This window comes from Haloferax gibbonsii ATCC 33959, assembly GCF_000336775.1.
In the GTDB taxonomy this organism is placed as follows: domain Archaea; phylum Halobacteriota; class Halobacteria; order Halobacteriales; family Haloferacaceae; genus Haloferax; species Haloferax gibbonsii.
In genome coordinates this window covers 53,997-70,437 of the sequence record NZ_AOLJ01000014.1, presented here as the reverse complement: position 1 = coordinate 70,437, position 16,441 = coordinate 53,997, and the positions used below count along the sequence as shown (strand labels likewise).

19 protein-coding genes and 1 tRNA gene are annotated in these 16,441 nt (G+C 68.5%); 9 read left to right on the top strand and 11 right to left on the bottom strand.

The annotated features are described in order from the left end of the window. The first annotated feature begins 154 nt into the window (after window positions 1–154). Window positions 155–937, top strand: a complete 783-nt coding sequence (locus C454_RS08765) for an alpha/beta fold hydrolase (RefSeq protein ID WP_004974658.1) — start codon at window positions 155–157, stop codon at window positions 935–937. Window positions 938–970: 33 nt separating this feature from the next. Here the strand turns inward: C454_RS08765 and panB are convergent, their stop codons facing one another. Beyond that, window positions 971–1,780, bottom strand: a complete 810-nt coding sequence (gene panB, locus C454_RS08760) for a 3-methyl-2-oxobutanoate hydroxymethyltransferase (protein ID WP_004974657.1) — start codon at window positions 1,778–1,780, stop codon at window positions 971–973. Window positions 1,781–1,922: 142 nt separating this feature from the next. Here panB and C454_RS08755 point away from each other — a divergent pair, with 142 nt between their 5' ends. From C454_RS08755 to C454_RS08745, 3 genes are all read left to right on the top strand, one after another. Continuing rightward, a complete protein-coding gene (locus C454_RS08755; protein ID WP_004974656.1) occupies window positions 1,923–2,429 on the top strand; it encodes a type IV pilin in 507 nt (168 codons plus the stop codon). A gap of 133 nt (window positions 2,430–2,562) precedes the next feature. Further along, window positions 2,563–2,799: a DUF5822 domain-containing protein gene (locus tag C454_RS08750; protein ID WP_004974655.1), complete on the top strand. Its 237-nt coding sequence runs from the start codon at window positions 2,563–2,565 to the stop codon at window positions 2,797–2,799. Between the two features lie 91 nt (window positions 2,800–2,890). Further along, a complete protein-coding gene (locus C454_RS08745; RefSeq protein WP_004974654.1) occupies window positions 2,891–3,739 on the top strand; it encodes a translation initiation factor eIF-2B in 849 nt (282 codons plus the stop codon). A 51-nt stretch (window positions 3,740–3,790) separates the two neighbouring features. Here C454_RS08745 and C454_RS08740 read toward each other — a convergent pair whose 3' ends face one another. The 3 genes from C454_RS08740 to C454_RS08730 all read right to left on the bottom strand — a co-directional run bounded on the left by C454_RS08740 (window position 3,791) and on the right by C454_RS08730 (window position 6,637). Further along, window positions 3,791–4,909: a Gfo/Idh/MocA family protein gene (locus C454_RS08740; protein WP_004974652.1), complete on the bottom strand. Its 1,119-nt coding sequence runs from the start codon at window positions 4,907–4,909 to the stop codon at window positions 3,791–3,793. Window positions 4,910–5,082: 173 nt separating this feature from the next. After that, window positions 5,083–6,051, bottom strand: a complete 969-nt coding sequence (locus tag C454_RS08735) for a sugar phosphate isomerase/epimerase family protein (protein ID WP_004974649.1) — start codon at window positions 6,049–6,051, stop codon at window positions 5,083–5,085. A 109-nt stretch (window positions 6,052–6,160) separates the two neighbouring features. After that, a complete protein-coding gene (locus C454_RS08730) occupies window positions 6,161–6,637 on the bottom strand; it encodes a GNAT family N-acetyltransferase (RefSeq protein WP_004974645.1) in 477 nt (158 codons plus the stop codon). A gap of 176 nt (window positions 6,638–6,813) precedes the next feature. Between C454_RS08730 and C454_RS08725 the strand changes: the two genes are divergently transcribed. From C454_RS08725 to C454_RS08715, 3 genes are all read left to right on the top strand, one after another. After that, window positions 6,814–7,224 carry an archease gene (locus C454_RS08725; RefSeq protein ID WP_004974644.1) on the top strand — a complete coding sequence of 137 codons (411 nt, stop codon included), beginning with the start codon at window positions 6,814–6,816 and terminating at the stop codon, window positions 7,222–7,224. A 91-nt stretch (window positions 7,225–7,315) separates the two neighbouring features. After that, entirely contained in the window at window positions 7,316–8,428 is a 1,113-nt protein-coding gene (locus C454_RS08720; RefSeq protein WP_004974641.1) for a DoxX family protein, read from the top strand. 37 nt (window positions 8,429–8,465) lie between these two features. Continuing rightward, the gene (locus C454_RS08715; RefSeq protein ID WP_004974639.1) at window positions 8,466–9,926 is read left to right on the top strand and encodes an RtcB family protein; all 1,461 of its coding nucleotides are present in this window, start codon (window positions 8,466–8,468) and stop codon (window positions 9,924–9,926) included. Between the two features lie 22 nt (window positions 9,927–9,948). Here C454_RS08715 and C454_RS08710 read toward each other — a convergent pair whose 3' ends face one another. The 3 genes from C454_RS08710 to C454_RS08700 form a co-directional block, all read right to left on the bottom strand. Next, entirely contained in the window at window positions 9,949–10,296 is a 348-nt protein-coding gene (locus tag C454_RS08710; protein ID WP_004974636.1) for a hypothetical protein, read from the bottom strand. Window positions 10,297–10,388: 92 nt separating this feature from the next. Next, the gene (locus C454_RS08705) at window positions 10,389–10,802 is read right to left on the bottom strand and encodes a hypothetical protein (protein ID WP_004974634.1); all 414 of its coding nucleotides are present in this window, start codon (window positions 10,800–10,802) and stop codon (window positions 10,389–10,391) included. Between the two features lie 194 nt (window positions 10,803–10,996). Further along, window positions 10,997–11,551 carry an HAD family hydrolase gene (locus C454_RS08700; protein ID WP_004974632.1) on the bottom strand — a complete coding sequence of 185 codons (555 nt, stop codon included), beginning with the start codon at window positions 11,549–11,551 and terminating at the stop codon, window positions 10,997–10,999. Window positions 11,552–11,626: 75 nt separating this feature from the next. Here C454_RS08700 and C454_RS08695 point away from each other — a divergent pair, with 75 nt between their 5' ends. Beyond that, window positions 11,627–12,040, top strand: coding sequence for a hypothetical protein (locus tag C454_RS08695; protein ID WP_004974630.1), 414 nt, complete (start codon window positions 11,627–11,629; stop codon window positions 12,038–12,040). Window positions 12,041–12,079: 39 nt separating this feature from the next. Here C454_RS08695 and C454_RS08690 read toward each other — a convergent pair whose 3' ends face one another. The 4 genes from C454_RS08690 to C454_RS08675 all read right to left on the bottom strand — a co-directional run bounded on the left by C454_RS08690 (window position 12,080) and on the right by C454_RS08675 (window position 15,649). Continuing rightward, window positions 12,080–13,225, bottom strand: coding sequence for an acyl-CoA dehydrogenase family protein (locus tag C454_RS08690; RefSeq protein ID WP_004974628.1), 1,146 nt, complete (start codon window positions 13,223–13,225; stop codon window positions 12,080–12,082). Between the two features lie 94 nt (window positions 13,226–13,319). Continuing rightward, complete coding sequence (locus tag C454_RS08685; RefSeq protein ID WP_004974626.1) at window positions 13,320–14,510, bottom strand: alanyl-tRNA editing protein; 1,191 nt, start codon at window positions 14,508–14,510, stop codon at window positions 13,320–13,322. A 35-nt stretch (window positions 14,511–14,545) separates the two neighbouring features. Then, window positions 14,546–15,067: a helix-turn-helix domain-containing protein gene (locus C454_RS08680; protein WP_004974624.1), complete on the bottom strand. Its 522-nt coding sequence runs from the start codon at window positions 15,065–15,067 to the stop codon at window positions 14,546–14,548. Window positions 15,068–15,564: 497 nt separating this feature from the next. Further along, a tRNA-Leu gene (locus C454_RS08675) sits at window positions 15,565–15,649 on the bottom strand. 143 nt (window positions 15,650–15,792) lie between these two features. Between C454_RS08675 and C454_RS08670 the strand changes: the two genes are divergently transcribed. After that, window positions 15,793–16,353, top strand: a complete 561-nt coding sequence (locus C454_RS08670; RefSeq protein WP_004974622.1) for a DUF420 domain-containing protein — start codon at window positions 15,793–15,795, stop codon at window positions 16,351–16,353. The last annotated feature ends 88 nt before the right edge of the window (window positions 16,354–16,441 follow it).

Genomic DNA, 16,441 nt, shown 5'->3' with positions numbered 1-16,441 from the left:
TTCACAGTCGTCACGCCTCACCGTGCTATTCGCGGCGGAGTAACGTCAAACTAGTGGCCACGGCAGTCGCCCACACGGTCGAGAGGGGACGACCGCCCCCGAAACTCGGTGCCGGCGTGGGGGTTTATTGGTTCGCGGCGACCAGTTTCGAGGTATGGAGACGGCCTCGGCGGACCACCACGGACGGGAGACAGCCTATCGATACCGCGACGCGGGCGGAGAGGGACCGACAGTCCTCTGTGTCCACGGGAGCGGCGGCGCACACGGCGTCTGGCGCGGTCAGTTCCGCCTCGCGAGCGACTACCCGGTCGCCGCGCTGGACCTGAGCGGCCACGGCGACAGCGACGACGTGAACGCCGACGTCGGCTACGAGACGCTCTCGGCCTACGTCGACGACGTGGTCGCCGTGGCCGAGGAGACCGACGCGAGCGTCCTCGTCGGCAACTCGCTCGGCGGCGCGGTCGTCCTGACGCTCGCGCTCGAACGCGACCTCGACCTCGACGCGCTGGTCCTCGCCGGCACGGGCGCGAAACTCGCCGTGCTCTCGGACCTGCTGAACTGGCTCGACGACGACTTCGACCGCGCCGTCTCCTTTCTCCACGGCGAGGACAAACTGTTCCACACCGACGACGAGCGACTCGTCGAGGGCTCCAAAGAAGCGATGTACGACGCGGGACAGGCCGTCACCCGCCGCGACTTCCGGTCGTGTCACACCTTCGACGTGCGCGACGAAATCGAGGGGATTTCGGTTCCGACGCTCGCGCTCGTCGGCGAGTACGACCGACTGACGCCGCCGTCGTACCACGAGTACCTCGCCGAGACGATGCCCGACTGCGAACTCGGGACAATCGAAGACGCCGCGCACCTGGCGATGCTCGAACAGCCGGCGGCGTTCAACGAGACCGTGAAAGCGTTCCTCGACAGCCGCGTCGCGTGAGTTGAAGCCGCGCGGACGCGGACGCGAACCTCCTCAGTACAGTTCGTCGAGGTCGTCTTCGACGTGGCTGTGTTCGTCGGCCGGGAACTCGCCGGCCTCGACGGCGTCCCTGTACGCGCCGACCGCCTTCTCCATCTCCGATTTCACGTCGCCGAACTGGGCCGCAAACGGCGGCGTGCGGTCGCTCATCCCGACCACGTCGTCGACGACGAGCACCTGCCCGTCGCAGTCGGGGCCCGCCCCGATGCCGATAGTCGGGATGTCGATGGCCGCCGTGACCTGTTTCGCGAGGTTCGCCGGGACGTGTTCGAGGACGAGCGAGAACGCGCCCGCGTCGGCGTGGGCCTTCGCGAGGTCGAGAATCACCTGTGCGTCGTCGCGGTCCGTCCCCTGCCTGCCGTAGCCGACTTCCTTGACGCGCTGGGGGGTCAAACCGAGGTGGGCCATCACGGGGATACCGAGCCGGACGAGGTGTTCTGTCAGCTCGACGGTGTGGGGGCCGCACTCCAGTTTGACCGCGTCGGCGTCGGCCTCCTTGAGCATCCGACCGCAGTGTTCGACGCTCGACGCCTCGTCCACGCCGAACGAGAGGAATGGCATGTCGGCGACGACGAGGGCGTCGTCGGCCGCGCGCGCCACCGCGGCGGTCCGGCTCGCCACGTCCTCGACGGTCACCGGCAGCGTCGAGTCGTAACCGAGCGCCGTGTTGCCCATGCTGTCGCCGACGAGGATGATGTCGATTCCCGCCTCGTCGACGACGCTCGCGGTCGGCGCGTCGTACGCCGTGAGCATCGTGATGGGCTCGCTACCAGCCTTCGCTCGAATGGACCGTACCGTGACCATGCGTGCCGTTCGCGCGTCCGGGTTATCAGCCTTATCAGCCACCCCCAGCGCGCCGCGCGAGGTTCGCTCGTTGCGCCCGCTCACCCGAACCTGCGGCCGAGGGAACACTTTACTCGGCGGAACGCGCCTGTACGAACGACGCATGCCCGCCTCGTCGCCCTCCAACGACCGCTCCGCCCGCGGCCTCTCGCCGGTCGTCGGCGTCTCGCTCCTCGTCGTCATCGTCGTCCTCCTCGCCGCCACGGTCGGCGTGATGGTGATGGGGTTCGAGGACGTGCTCTCCGAGCCACAACCGCAGGTGTCGTTCGACGTGGACTACCACCCCGACGGCCCGGATAACGGGGCGAACGGCGCGTACATCAACATCACCCACGAGTTCGGCAGTCTCGAAGACGGCAGTCGGGTGTTCGTCGTCGACGACGCCAACAACCGCATCGCGTGGGAAGACGTGTGGACCGGCGGCGAGACGGTCGGCCCCGCGGGCGAGTACGCCCACATCGACGGTGCCGGTTCCGACGGCGCGCTGAACCCCGTCTGCGAGGCGGGCCAGCGCTACCGGGTCGTCATCGAACACGAGGACGGGTCGTCGAGCATCCTCGTCGACTACGAGGTTCCGACCGAACCGACCTCGAAAAGCGCCGCCTGCTGAGGCCGGGGCACACCGGACCGTCGGGACGCGGGTCGCGAACGCGAACCGGCACGCATTAGCCGTCGCCGTGATACTGCTACCCGTGCAACCAGTCGAGCGCTCGAATCCGGACGGCGTCGATTACGGGTGGGTCATGCAGATGACCTTCGTCACGACGATTCTCGTCGGGTCGCCCATCGTCGCGGTCCTCTCCGTGAACGCGGGGCTCCAGACGTGGGGCGCGCGCGCCGAGTTCGCGATTCGCGTCGGCGCGGTCATCTGGTTCGTGACCGCCGTCGCCCTGTTCGTCTACGCCAAGCGGACCAACGCGGGCGACGGCGGGACGCCCCCCGAAGCGGAGTTGGACACCGACATCGACGCGGAGAACTGAGCCGAACCGAGCCCCGCCCGAGGTCCGCGTCCGCGCCCGCGGCGGCGCTCGCTCCCGGAAACTCTTTCACACGATACGGCGACGTTCTCGTATGATAGACGAGACCATCGAGGAGATTCGCGAGATGCAGACGCACAGCTCCTCGGTCGTCGCCGTCAAGGCCACGCGGGCGCTCGCGGAGCTGACGGAGCGCGACTACGCGACCGTCGAGGAGTTCGAACGCGACCTCGAGCGCAACGTCGGCGCGCTCAAGCGGGCGAACCCGTCGCACGCGTCTTTGTACAACGCCTTACAGGACGTGCTGCACAGCATCCAAGGCGAGGTCGACGACCTCGACGAGGCGCGGGAACTCACCTTGGCGACCATCGACCGCGTGGTCGAGACCGTCGAGACGGGCAAGCGCCGCGCGGCCCAACAGGCGGCCGCGACCATCGAGGACGGCCAGACGTTCCTCACTCACGACTACTCCTCGACGGTCATGGAGGCCGTCGAACTCGCCGTCGCCGACGGCGCGGAACTCACCGCCTACGTGACCGAGGCCCGCCCGCGCTTCCTCGGCCGGAAGTTCGCGCGCGAACTCGCCGCCATCGACGACGTCGAACCGCACCTGATGGTCGACGGCGCGTCGGGGATGTTCCTCCCCAAGTGCGACCGCGTCATCATCGGCATGGACTGCATCGTCGAGGAGACGCTCTACAACCGCATCGGGACGTTCCCGCTCGTCGCCGCCGCCAACGAGGTCGGCGTGCCGGTCACGGTCGTCGGCTCCAGCGCGAAGGTCGTCGACGGCGGCTTCCGCTTCGAAAACGAGATTCGCTCGCCCAGCGAGGTCATGCTCGAACCCGTCGAGGGCATCGAACTGGAGAACCCCGCCTACGACGCCACGCCGGTCGACCTCATCGACGAGGTCATCACCGACGAGGGCGTCATCGAGTTCTGAGCGGGCGGCGACTCGCCCGCGGTTCGTTCCTTTTCGCTCAGTTCGACGCCGTCAGCCGAGGCTGACCCACTCGCCGGTCTCGTCGGAGCGCTCGATGGCGTCGAGCACTGTCTGGACCTCGTAGGCGTCCTCGAACGAGGGGGAGAACTCGCCGCCCTCGGCGACCGCCGACAGGAACTCGTAGTTCTCGTGGACGAAGGTGTGTTCCCAGCCGAGGACGTGGCCCGGGGGCCACCAGTGGTCGAGGTAGGGGTCGTCCTCGTCGGTGACGAGCACCGTCTCGTAGCCGCGGGCGTCGCCGGTCTTCACCTCCAGTTCGTTGAGGCGTTCGAGCGAGAACTGCAGGCTCCCCTCGGAGCCGTGAACCTCGATGGTGTGGTCGTTCTTGTGCCCGTCGGCGAACCGCGAGGCCTCGAAGTTCCCGACCGCGCCGTTTCCGAACTCCGCCTGCGCGGTGTAGGCGTCGTCGACGGTCACGGGCTTGTACTCGTCCGCGCCGGGCACGGGCCGCTCGTCGACGAACGTCTGGAGGTGCCCGGAGATGCGTTCGATGTCGCCCGCGGCGTCGCGGACGAGGAAGCGCGCGAGGTCGACCGTGTGCGCGCCGAGGTCGCCGAGCGCGCCGGAGCCGGCGAGTTCCGCGTCGTTTCGCCACGACCACGGCGCTTCGGGGTCGACGAGCCAGTCCTGGAGATAGCGCCCGCGGACGTGCCGAATCTCGCCGAGTTCGCCGTTCTCGATGAGTCCTTTCGCGTACTGGATGGCGGGGACGAAGCGGTAGTTGAACGCGCAGCCGGCGACGCCGTCGGCCGCGCGGGCGGCGTCGCGCATCGCCTCGGCCTCGTCGAGCGTCGGCGCGAGCGGCTTCTCGCAGAAGACGCTGGCACCGGCTTCGAGCGCGGCGACGGAGGGTTCGGCGTGGAGGTGGTTCGGGCCGAGGTTGTAGAACACGTCCACGTCGTCGACCACGTCGCGCCAGTCGGTCGCAGTCGATTCGAAGCCGAACCGGTCGGCGGCGTCGGCGAGCGCCTCCTCGTTGCGGCCGACGATGACGGAGCGCTCCACGTCGGGCGCGTCGGGGAAGAACATCGGCAGGCGGGCGAGCGCGTTGGAGTGCGCCTTCCCCATGAAGCGGTAGCCGAGGACGCCGACTGAGAGCGGTTCAGTCATTGCGCCACCTCCGTGCCCGATGCGGTACCGCGGGCGAGGCCGGAGGCCGAGTCTCGCGGCACTTTTTGGTCCAGATTTTTGGGGAGAGCGGGTCGCGAAGCGGCCCCGAACCGCAAAAAGGTGGGCCTGAAGCGGTAGCCGAGGACGCCGACTGAGAGCGGTTCAGACATGGATTACTCCGCCCAGTAGGCTTCGCCGGGTTGCGTCTCGAAGACGGCCCGCGAGAGCACGTCGACGGCCTTTTCGAGCCCCTCCTTGGACGACGTGAGCGCGTCCTCGTGTTCGATGGAGAGCGCGCCCTCGTAGCCGACCATCCGGAGCGTCGAGACCACGTCCTTCCAGTGGCCCTCGTCGTGGCCGTAGCCGATAGAGCGGAAGAGCCACGAGCGGTCGGCGGTGTCCGCGTAGGAGGTCGTGTCGAGGACGCCCTTGATGCGCGACTCGGACTCGTAGACCTTCGTGTCCTTCGCGTGGAAGTGGTGGATGGCGTCCTCCTCGCCGAGGAACCGAATCGCGTCGGTGATGGAGATGTCCTGCCAGTAGAGGTGCGAGGGGTCGAAGTTCGCGCCGATGCGCTCGTTCGTCGCCTCGCGGAGCTTCAGCATGCCCGTGGGCTCGTAGACGAGCATGTTCGGGTGCATCTCGATGGCGATGTCGACGCCGTGGTCGTCGGCGAACGCGGCGAGGTCCGACCAGTAGTCGACGGCGACCTCCCACTGGTAGTCGTGGGCGTCGGCGTGCTCGGTCGGCCACGGCGCGGTAATCCAGTTCGGGACCTCGTCGTTCGGGCCGCCGGCGGGGAGTCCCGAGAAACAGGTGACGGTGTTCACGTCGAGGGCGTCCGCGAGTTCGATGGCCTCGCGGAGTTCGGTGTCGGCCTCGGCGGCCGTCTCCTCGACGGGGTGAAGCGGGTTGTTGTGCGTCGCGAGCGCGCTGATTTGCAGGTCTCGACTCTCGACCGAATCGAGGAGGTCGGCCTGCGCGTCGTCGTCCGCGAGGACGGCGCTTCGGTCGACGTGGTCCTCGCCGGGCCAGCCGCCGACGGCGAGTTCGACGCCGTCGACGCCGATACCGGACAGGTAGTCGAGCGCGTCGTCGAGGGGTTCGTCTCCGAGCGGGACGGTGAGCACTCCGATGTACATATCAACCACATATACTAGGAAGTGAATAAAAATTAAGGATACACGCAACCGGGTCGACGGCGGCGCGGCGGCTCTCCGAATCTGCGTCGAATGCGGTTCCGTCAGTGGATTACCGGCGGAGGAACTCCGAGAGCTTCTCTCTGAGGCCGGCTTCCTCCCCGAGTCGGAGGTAGAAGGCGGCCCCGCCGTCCTCGTAGTAGTTGTCGATGCGGCGGCGGACCTCGAAGCCCATCCGCTCGTAGAAGTCGAGGGCGTTCGTGTTCGTCGTCCGGGCGTGACAGGTCACGACCGGATGCTCCCTCGCGACCTCGGCGACGAGTCGCTTGCCGTAGCCCTCGCCGCGGGCGTCGGGCGAGACCGCGAGAAAGAGGATGTAGCCGTCGCGCCGCGTGGAGGCGAACGCGACGAGCGCGTCGTTCTCGTAGAGGAGATACGTGTTCGACCGGCGGTAGGCGTCCATGAAGAAGCCCCGGCGCTGTTTCAGGAGCCCCTCATCGACCCGAATCCGCTCTTTCAGGTCCCACGCCTCCTCGGCGTACTCGCGCTGGCCGGGGGCGTCGACCCGCATCTCCACGTTGACGCTCACGTCCCGTCGTAGCCGGAGCGAGAATATAACTCCACCGTCCGTTTGCAGGTCCGACCGAAGCCGCCGTCGGCAAACAGGATAGCTCACCGACACGAGCGGCGCACCAACGCGGGAGTCGGGACGCGCACCCGTCGCCGACCGAAAGGACGAGGGTCGGCGGCGTCCCTCCCTCCGGTATGGGATTCACGCTCCGCGACCACACCGCCGACGTGGCCGTCGAGGCCGACGGCGAGAGCCTCGGTGCCGTCTTCGCCGCCGTCGCCGACGGGCTCACCGCCGCGATGTGCGACGACCCCGCCGAGACGGGCGACCGCTTTTCGGTCGCCGTCCGCGCTGAGGGCCGCGAGGCGCTGTTGTTCGACTACCTCGACCAACTCATCTACGAGCGCGACGTGCGTGGCGTCCTCCCGGCGGCCCACGAGGCGACCGTCCGGCGGGAGGGCGACGAGTGGGCCGTCGAGGCGTCCGCGCGCGGCGTCCCCTTCGCCGACGTGGACGCCCGCGACGTGAAGGCCGTCACCTACTCCGAGATGCGACTGGCGGAGACCGACGCCGGCTGGGAGGCGTACGTCGTCTTCGACGTGTGACGTTCCGATTCAATCGTTTCATACCTTCTCTCGCCCGGTTTCGGCTGTATTCATCCCGCGCCGTTATGGTCGGTCGGTCGTAACCCGAGACATGACACAGCACGTCCGCGGGGCGACCCGACTCGCCGGCCTCGTCGCGCTCCTCGCGGCGGGGGCGGGGAACGCGAGCGCGCACGTCAAGTACGTGACGCCGGGGAGCGACCCCGTCGAAGTGGCGGCGTTTCTGTTGGCGGCGCTGACCGACCCGTTCAACCTCGCCGTCCTCGGCGCGGGCGGCGTCGGCGTCGCGGTCGCCGGTGCGGCCTACCTGCGGTTCCGACCGCTCCCGAACGACGTTCGGGCGTTCCGCCGAACGATGGCGTCCTACGAGTCGCTTCTCCCGTGGCTCCTCCGCCTCGCGGTTGGGCTCCCGCTCGTCGGGGCGGGCTTTTCGGGCTACTTCTTCTCGCCCGCCGTCCAGTCCTCGTCGCCCGTCTTCGTCAGACTGTTCGGCATCACGGTCGGGTTCCTCCTGCTGTTCGGGTTCGGGACGCGCCTCGTCGCCGCGGTCGGCCTCGCGGGCTACCTCGTCGGACTCGCGGTCGAACCGGCGCTCGTGCTGGCGTTCGAGTACGTTCCCGGCTTCCTCGCCATCGCGCTCGTCGGCGGCGGTCGCCCCAGCGCCGACCACGCCGTCGCCTCGATGGCGGCCGACGACCGGACGTTCTACTCTCGGGTCGACCCGTTCTACCGACGGGTCGCCCTCCCGTTCGTCGAGCGGACTCGCCACCTCGAAGCCTACGTGCCCGCGGTTCTCCGGGTCGGTCTCGGCCTCACGTTCGTCTACCTCGGCGTCGCCCAGAAGCTCATGGAACCCGGCGACGCGCTCGCGGTCGTCGCCAAGTACGACCTCACCGCGGTCGTCCCGGTCGCACCGGAACTGTGGGTCGTCGGCGCGGGGCTGACCGAGGCGCTCGTCGGCGTCCTGCTCGTCGCCGGCGCGTTCACCCGAGCGGCCTCCGCCGTCGCCTTCCTGCTGTTCACGACGACGCTGTTCGGCCTGCCGGACGACCCCGTGCTGGCGCACATCTCGCTTTTCGGTCTCGTGTCGGCGCTGCTCGTGACCGGCGGCGGGCCGCTGTCCGTCGACCGCGCGCTCTCCGACCGCGGCGCGGGCGACGCCGAAAGCGGCGGCGACGCGTCCGGGCGGTCCGCGGGCGCGTGACGGAATCCTATTGAGTCGCCGCGTCGATTGTCCCGGTATGGAAACGCGCGAGTTCGGCGACATCGAACTGCGACGGGTTCGCGAGCACGTCTGGGAGATTCCGCGGGAGGGCGAGATGAACGCCCCCGCGCGGGTGTTGGCCTCCGAGGCGCTGCTCGACCACATCGGCGACGACAAGACGCTCGAACAGCTACGGAACGCGACGCACCTGCCGGGAATCACCAAGCACGCAATCTGCATGCCCGACGGCCACCAGGGCTACGGGTTCCCGGTCGGCGGCGTCGGCGCGACCGACGCCACGGACGGCTGTCTCTCGCCCGGCGCGGTCGGCTACGACATCAACTGCGGCGTCCGCATGATGACGACGAACCTCACCTACGAGGACCTCCAGGGACACGAGGAGGAACTCGTCGACGCCCTGTTCGAGGCGGTTCCCTCGGGCCTCGGCGGCGGCGGCGTCGTCAAGGGCGACGCCGAGACCATCGAGGACATCCTCGCCCGCGGGATGCGCTGGGCGGTCGACGCCGGCTACGCCACGGACGACGACCTCGCCCACTGCGAGGACGAAGGCTTCCGCGACGACGCCCGACCCGAGTTCGTCTCGCAGAAGGCGAAAGACCGCGGCCGCAACCAAATCGGCAGTCTCGGCTCCGGGAACCACTTCCTCGAAGTCCAGCGCGTCACGGACGTCTACCGCGAGGACGTGGCCGAGTCGTTCGGCCTCGAAGCCGACCAAATCGTCGTGCTCATCCACTGCGGCTCCCGCGGCCTCGGCCACCAGACCTGCACCGACTACCTCCGACGCATCGAGAAGGAACACAAGGACCTGCTCGACGAGCTGCCGGACAAGGAGCTCGCGGCCGCGCCCGCCGGCTCCGCGCTCGCAGAAGAGTACTACGGCGCGATGTGCGCCGCCATCAACTTCGCGTGGGTGAACCGACAGCTCATCATGCACCGCACGCGCGAGGTGTTCGCCGACGTGTTCGACCGCGACTGGCGCGACATGGAGATGCGCCTGTTGTACGACGTCGCGCACAACATCGCCAAGAAAGAGGTTCACGAAGTTGACGGCGAGGAGCGCGAACTCTACGTCCACCGGAAGGGGGCGACGCGGGCGTTCCCCGCGGGGCGACCCGAACTCCCGCCCGCCTACGCCGACGTGGGCCAGCCGGTCATCATCCCCGGCAGCATGGGCGCGGGGAGCTACGTCCTCCGCGGCGGCGACCAGTCGCTCGACCTCACCTTCGGCTCGACGGCCCACGGCGCGGGCCGACTCATGAGCCGAACCAAGGCGAAACAGGAGTACTGGGGCGAGACGGTGCAGGACGAACTCCGCGAGCAGGAGAAGATATACGTGAAGGCCCAGTCGGGCGCGACGGTCGCCGAAGAAGCGCCCGGCGTCTACAAGGACGTGGACGAGGTCGTCCGCGTCTCGGACGAACTGGGCATCGGCGACAAGGTCGCGCGGACGTTCCCCGTCTGCAACATCAAGGGCTGAGTTCCCGACCGCTTTTCGCGGCTCAGGCGGCGGTCGTTCCGACCGCGCGGCGCTTGTAGAAGTAGTACGCGAGCGCCGCGAGACCGACGAACACCGCGGTCACGCCGTCGCCGACCGCGCCGCCGGAGAGGAGCGCCGAGACGACGCTTCCGAGGCCGAGCGCGAGGACGAGCAGGCCGCCGCCGAGAATCCACGCCCGCGAGTCGCGGCCGACCTCGTCGTAGTGGCCGCTCTCGATGAGCGCCATCTCCTTTCTGTGTTCGAGGTAGACCACCGCGCCGGCGAACGCGAAGATGACGACGGCGATGACGACGAACGGGACGAAGAACAGCGCGTCACCGAGACCGAACGTGGACTGAATGGGAACCATGATAGATAGTCGACGCGCGAGCTATTGAATACGGAGTGACGCGCGTTCGCACGACGCGGACGCCCGTCGCGGGCGCGGAGGCTCCCGAAGACTCAGAACCCGTCGGGACCGCGCGGCCCCGCGTCCGGACCTCGCGGGCCCGACGGACCGGACGGGCCTCCCCCGCCGATGACGACGTAGTCGCTCTCGGGGACCGCCTCGACCTCGCGGCCGTCTTCGTATCTGACGAACGAGAGGTAGAACTCGCGGCCGCACGGCGACGCCAGCGTGGGGTTCTCCACGTCGTCGGCGTCGACCACGTCACCGGTCCACGACAGGCCGGGGGCGTCGCTCTCGCCGCAGGCGAACCGGACGCCCTCGGCGTCTTCGAAGTCGTCGGTCGGGTCGGCGTACGACCAGCCTTCGAGCGGGTACGGCGTCACCGACTTGTCGGCCAGGTAGCCGTCGCGTTCGAGTTCGACGACCGCGCCGCAGTGCGGACAGTAGTACGAGACCGGAAATCCCATGCGTGACCGTAGGACTCGGCGGGCTTAACGGCCGCGCCGGAGCGGAGGTTTATGACCGATTCCGCGGCCAGCGCCCCCGTGCGTTGAGCATCGCCGCCGGGCGAGACGCGGGAGCGCGGCACGCCGTCCGGCGGAGCGGACGTGCCGCCTGTTCGCCCTGCGTCTCTCGATTTCTGCTTCCTCAGAGCCTCGTCTCAGACGCCCGACGGGCCGCCGTCGACGTATCTGAAGGCGACGCCCGCGCGGTCGGCGGTCACCTCGTCGCGGGCGGAATCGCCGACGAACACGGCCGAGTCGGGGTCGACCGCCATCCGTTCGAGCGTCGCGAGCAGCGGCTCCGGGTCCGGCTTGCGGGTCGCCACGGTGTCGCGGCCGACGACGGCGTCGACGTGGTCCGCGAGGTCGTGCACGTCGAGCGCGACCCGGCAGGCGTCCTCGGCGTTGAGCGAGCAGACGCCGGAGGGAACGCCGTCGGCGGCGAGGTGGTCCGCGAGCGGGAGGCGGTCGGAGACCCACGCGCCCTCTCGCTCGTGCGCCGCGAGCTCTCGCTCCAGTTCGTCGCGGACGCCGGCCGCGTCGGCCGCGTCGAGCATCTTCCAGAGGTCCAGCGAGTCGGCGTCGACGCCGGCGTCGCGCAGGACGGCCGCGGCGTCGCTGGCGGCGTCGTCCCAGTCGACGCGGAGGTTGACGAGCGTACCGTCGAGGTCGTACACGACGGCGTCGAACGCCGAGAGGTCGGGGAGCGTCATTGCCCGCAGTAGGGAACCGCGGGGAAAAGGCGCTTCGGGAGAAGGCCTATACGGAAAACCGGCGTCGCCTCCGGTATGGCATCCCCGCTCCGCGAACGCCTCGCTCCGGTCCTCCCGTCGCTCGTCGTCGCGGTCGGCGTCTTCCTCCCGTGGATACAGGTCGACCCGGCCCACGAAGGACCGGTTATCTCCGTTTACTACGGCGGCATGGGAAACGGTCTGGAGCTCGTCCACGGCATCGTCCTCTTCCCGACAGTCGTCCTGCTCTCTCTCGCCGCGCTCGCCGGACGGCGGTCCCGCCGCGCGGAACTGGTCGTCGGCGTCGTCGGGACCGTCGCAGTCCTGCGGTTCATCCAACTGTGGGACGAGACGTTCGTCTCGGCTGTCGGCGCGTGGGTGACGCTCGTCGGGTGTATGCTTCTCGCGGGACTCGCCGCCGCTGACGTGGTCCGCGAGCGAGGGCTGCCGACGCTCGCCCGTAGTCCGTGAGCGACGCGGCCGAGTGAAAAAGCGGGCTGACCCGACCGCTCAGTCGAGGAGCGACCGCGCGATAATCTCCTTTTGAATCTCGCTGGTCCCCTCGTAGATGGTCGTGATCTTCGAGTCGCGGTAGTAGCGTTCCACGTCGAAATCGGTGGTGTAGCCGTAGCCGCCGTGGACCTGCACGGCCTCGTTCGTCACGTCGACCGCGGCCTCGCTGGCGAAGTACTTCGCGATGGACGCCGCGGTCCGCGGGTCGTCGCCGGCGTCGGCGACGCGGGCGGCCTCGCGGACGAGCATCCGCGAGGCGTGGACCTGCGTGCCCATGTCGGCGATTTTGTGGCGAATCGCCTGAATCTTCGAGATGGGTTTGTCGAACTGCTCGCGCTCGTTGGCGTAGTCGATGGCGTCGTCGAGCGCGGCCTGCGCGAGTCCCACGGCCTGCGAGGCGATGCCGATTCGGCCGCCGGTCAGGATGCGGAAGGCGGCGGAGAGGCCCTTGCCCTCCTCAGTGAGTCGGTTTTCAGCGGGGATGCGAACGTCGTCGAAGAGGAGCGCCGTCGTGTCGGAGGCGCGGAGACCGAGTTTCTCCTCTTTCTTGCCGACCTCGTAGCCGGCCTCCTTCGGGACGAGGAACTGCGTGACTGACGAGGGGTCGTCGGGGTCAGTCTTGGCGAAGAGGATGCAGACGCCGCCGCGCTGGCCGTTCGTTATCCACTGCTTTTTGCCGTTGATGACGTACTCGTCGCCGTCTCGTCGGGCGACTGTCGACATCTCCGCGGGGTTCGACCCGGCGTCCGGTTCGGAGAGACCGAACATGCCGACCGGTCGGCCGCGAGCCATCTCGGGGAGCCACGTCTCTTTCTGTTCGTCGGTGGCGAACTCCGCGATACACTCGGTCGCGAGACAGTGCACGGAGAGCGCGGTCGCGACGGCGAGTTGGCCGTAGGCGACCTCCTCGTTGACGACGGCGTAGGTGGCGCGGTCGGCACCGAACCCGCCGTACTCCTCGGGGACGGTCAGGCCGGTCAGGTCGAGTTCGGCGAGGCCGTCCCACACGTCTTCCGGGAACGTCTCCGTCTCGTCGGCCTCGCGCGCGGTCGGGCGAATCTCCTCGACGGCGAACTCGTGGACGACGTCTCGGATGGCCCGCTGCTCGTCGGTCAGACCCGTGGCAGACCCTACGGTTTCCATGGTGGTGAGTACGGACCATCATTGAAAAAGATGATTGAACCGCCGGTCGTCCGTCGGGCGTCAGCACGACACAGTATCGGTGGCCAGAGTCAACTCAGTCGCACAGGTATGCCAGCACCTCGTCGGCCGGCGCGCCGAGACCGCCGCCCTGCGCGAAGGTCGGTCCCCCGCCGCCGCCGCCGCCGAACTCGTCTGTCACCTCGGCGACGACGTCGCCGGCGGCCGCGTCGCCGGCGCTGGCGACGACGACGAACGGGGCGTCGGACTCGCCGACGGCGACGAGCACGTCCGCACCGTCGCGGGCCTCCTTGGCCGCGTCGCCGACCTCGTTCGCGTCGAAGCCGGAGACCGCACCGACCCGCCACGTCAGTCCGTCGCGTTCGACCGTCTCGAAGTCGTCGAGGCGAGCGCGCAGCACCTCGGACTTCAGGTCTGCGAGTTCGGATTCCAGTTCTTCGCGCGCGGCCGCGGCGGTGGCGGCCGACTCCCCGAGACCGTCGAGGTTCGTTCCGAGCGCTCGGGCGGCCTCGTAGGCGGACGTTCGAACTGCGGCGCGGCGGTCGATGGCCGAGGCGCCGACCGCGAACTCGACGCGGGTGAGTCCCTCGCCGGGGTTCGACCGGCCGAGCACCTCGACCGGCCCGATTTCGACGGTGTTCGAGACGTGCGTCCCGCCGCAGGCCGCCCAGTCCCAGCCGTCGATGGAGACGACCCGAACGGTGTCGGACTCGGAGAAGACGCCCTCCTCGGTCTTGACGTTGAACGCGATTTCCCCGCGCTCGCGGGCCTCCGAGACGGGAATCTCCTCCCACGACACCTCGCGGCTGTCCCACACCGCCCGATTGACGAGACGCTCCAGTTCGACGAGCGCGCCGTCGTCGACTTCGGTCGAGGTCTCGAAGTCGACGCGCACCTTCTCCGCGGAGATGTCGAAGCCGCCGTAGCCGAGGTCGTCGAAGATGCGGCGACCCGCGCCGTAGAGCACGTGACTCGCGGTGTGCGCCCGCATGCAGTACGTCCGGAAGTCGTCGTCGACGACGCCGGTCACCTCGTCGCCGACGCCGAAGTCGGGGTCGGCCGCGAGGTCGTGGACGACCGTTCCGTCGGCTTCGCTTCGGACGTGTTCGACGTCGACGCCGCCGAGAACACCGCGGTCGGCGGGCTGACCGCCGCCTTCGGGGTAGAAGTACGTCTCGTCGAGGACGACCGACCGGCCATCGACGCGCGCCACCGTCGCGTCGAACGCCCGGACCGTCGGGGACTCGGGTGCGAGTGAGTCGGACATATGCGCGTCGAGACGCCCGACCGAGAAAAATCGTGCTACTCGTCGACGAGGGTCACGTCGAGGCGCTCTTCGAGCGCGCGGATGGCCGAGCCGCCGACGTTCGCCCGCGTGGCCCGGCCCTGCTCGATGGCGAGCAGTTGCTTCTCGTCGAGTTCGAGTTCGTCGGCGAGGTCGGCGAGCTGGAGGCCGGCGTCCTGCCGGGCGGACTCGACGACGCCGCCGTAGCCGGAGACGAGATAGGGGAGCCGGTCTTTCTCGTAGTTCGTCCCCTTTTCCTCCCAGTGTTTGGAGTCGCCCTTCGCGCTGTCGTACATCTTGGCGGTGCGCTGGGCGGCGCGCTTCTTGCGATTCCGCTCGGAGCCGTCGCGCGAGGCGTCGGTCGACTCGTTTTTTCGGTCCGCGTGGCGGTTCTCGCCGTGCGGCGCGCAGTCCGGACAGACCAACAGGTCCGCGCCGGCCACGTTCGCGCGCCGGAGCTTCGCGGTGCTGCGACCGCAGAGTTCGCAACTGTCGCCGTCGCCGCCGCCACCGCCCCGGTTCGTCGAGTACTTGGCCATGCCGCGTGTTACTCGTTCGACCCTTTTAAACTCGCGGCACGGGACGGCGGTCGGTAGTCGAAGTCGGGGGGCGGCACGGGCGCTGACCGGTGAATAACGAGACGTTCGGAGAGGTGTCCCTCAACGAGGAGCAGTGCAGAGAAACCCAGAGAGGAGTACCTCTCTGGGGTGTAGTTTCGTGGAAGGATTGTGCGTGGGTGATGTCCGTGTAGGGACGTCACCTGCATCATTCGGCGGCTACGCCGCCTCATTGCGGACTGTGAGTCCGCACATGCGATGCGTGGGACCGGATTTGAACTTCCGAGACTCACTCCGCTCGTCTCGACGTTCGAATCCGGCGAGCCGGATTCTCACCGGCGGACCTCTACAGGACAGCGCCCTTGCTGTCGAAGAATAGTTCGGAGAACCCGAGAGAGGCGAACCTCTCCGGGGTGTAGTTTCGTGGAAGGATTGTGCGTGGGTGATGTCCGTGTAGGGACGTCACCTGCATCTTGCGATGCGTGGGACCGGATTTGAACCGGCGGACCTCTACAGGACAGCGCCCTCAACGCTGCGCCGTTGGCCTGGCTTGGCTACCCACGCTCGCTGTGTCTTGCTGCACTCTCGTTTACCCCGCGGTAATTTAAATGACTTTCCTTTCGCCTCGGCAATGTCGGGCGTTTGCAGGCGCCGTGCCGCGGGCGGGCGACAGAACGATTTTGGCCTCGCGGCACCGGGATACGCCTATGGAGTTCCGAGCACGCGACCACGTCCGCGGACTGACTGCGATTCTCTCGGTGCTGTCGCTCGCGCTCGTCTTCGGCGCGGCGCTCGGCGCGATTCCCCGCGCCGCGATTCCGACTGCTCCCGAGGCCGTGCTGAACGCGATTCCGCACGTGAACGCGGTCATCAGCACCGTCGCCATCGTCACCATCCTCGCCGGCGTCCGGTTCGTCCGCCGCGGCGAAATCGAGCGCCACCGGCGCATGATGCTCGCCTCGTTCCTCCTCTTTGCGACGTTTCTCGTCCTCTATCTCTACAAGGTCGTCGTCCAGGGAACCGCGGAGTTCCCCGGCCCCGACGCAGTCTACCAGTTCGTCTACCTCCCGACGCTGGCGGTTCACATCCTCTTGGCTGTCGTCTGTGTCCCCGTCGTCTACTACGCGCTGCTGTTGGCGCTGACGCGACCGATAACCGAGGTCTTCGGGACGGAACACGCCCGGTTCGGCCGCGTCGCGGCCTCGCTGTGGCTCGTCTCGTTCGTCCTCGGAAACGTCGTCTACGTCCTCCTCTACGTCATCTACTGAGGCGCGTTCGGAGAGCGCCGTCGCTCGGGCGTTCAAAGGGAGTACCCGTCCGACGCCCGCGGCGGGGCGCGCGGCCCGAGGGCCGCCG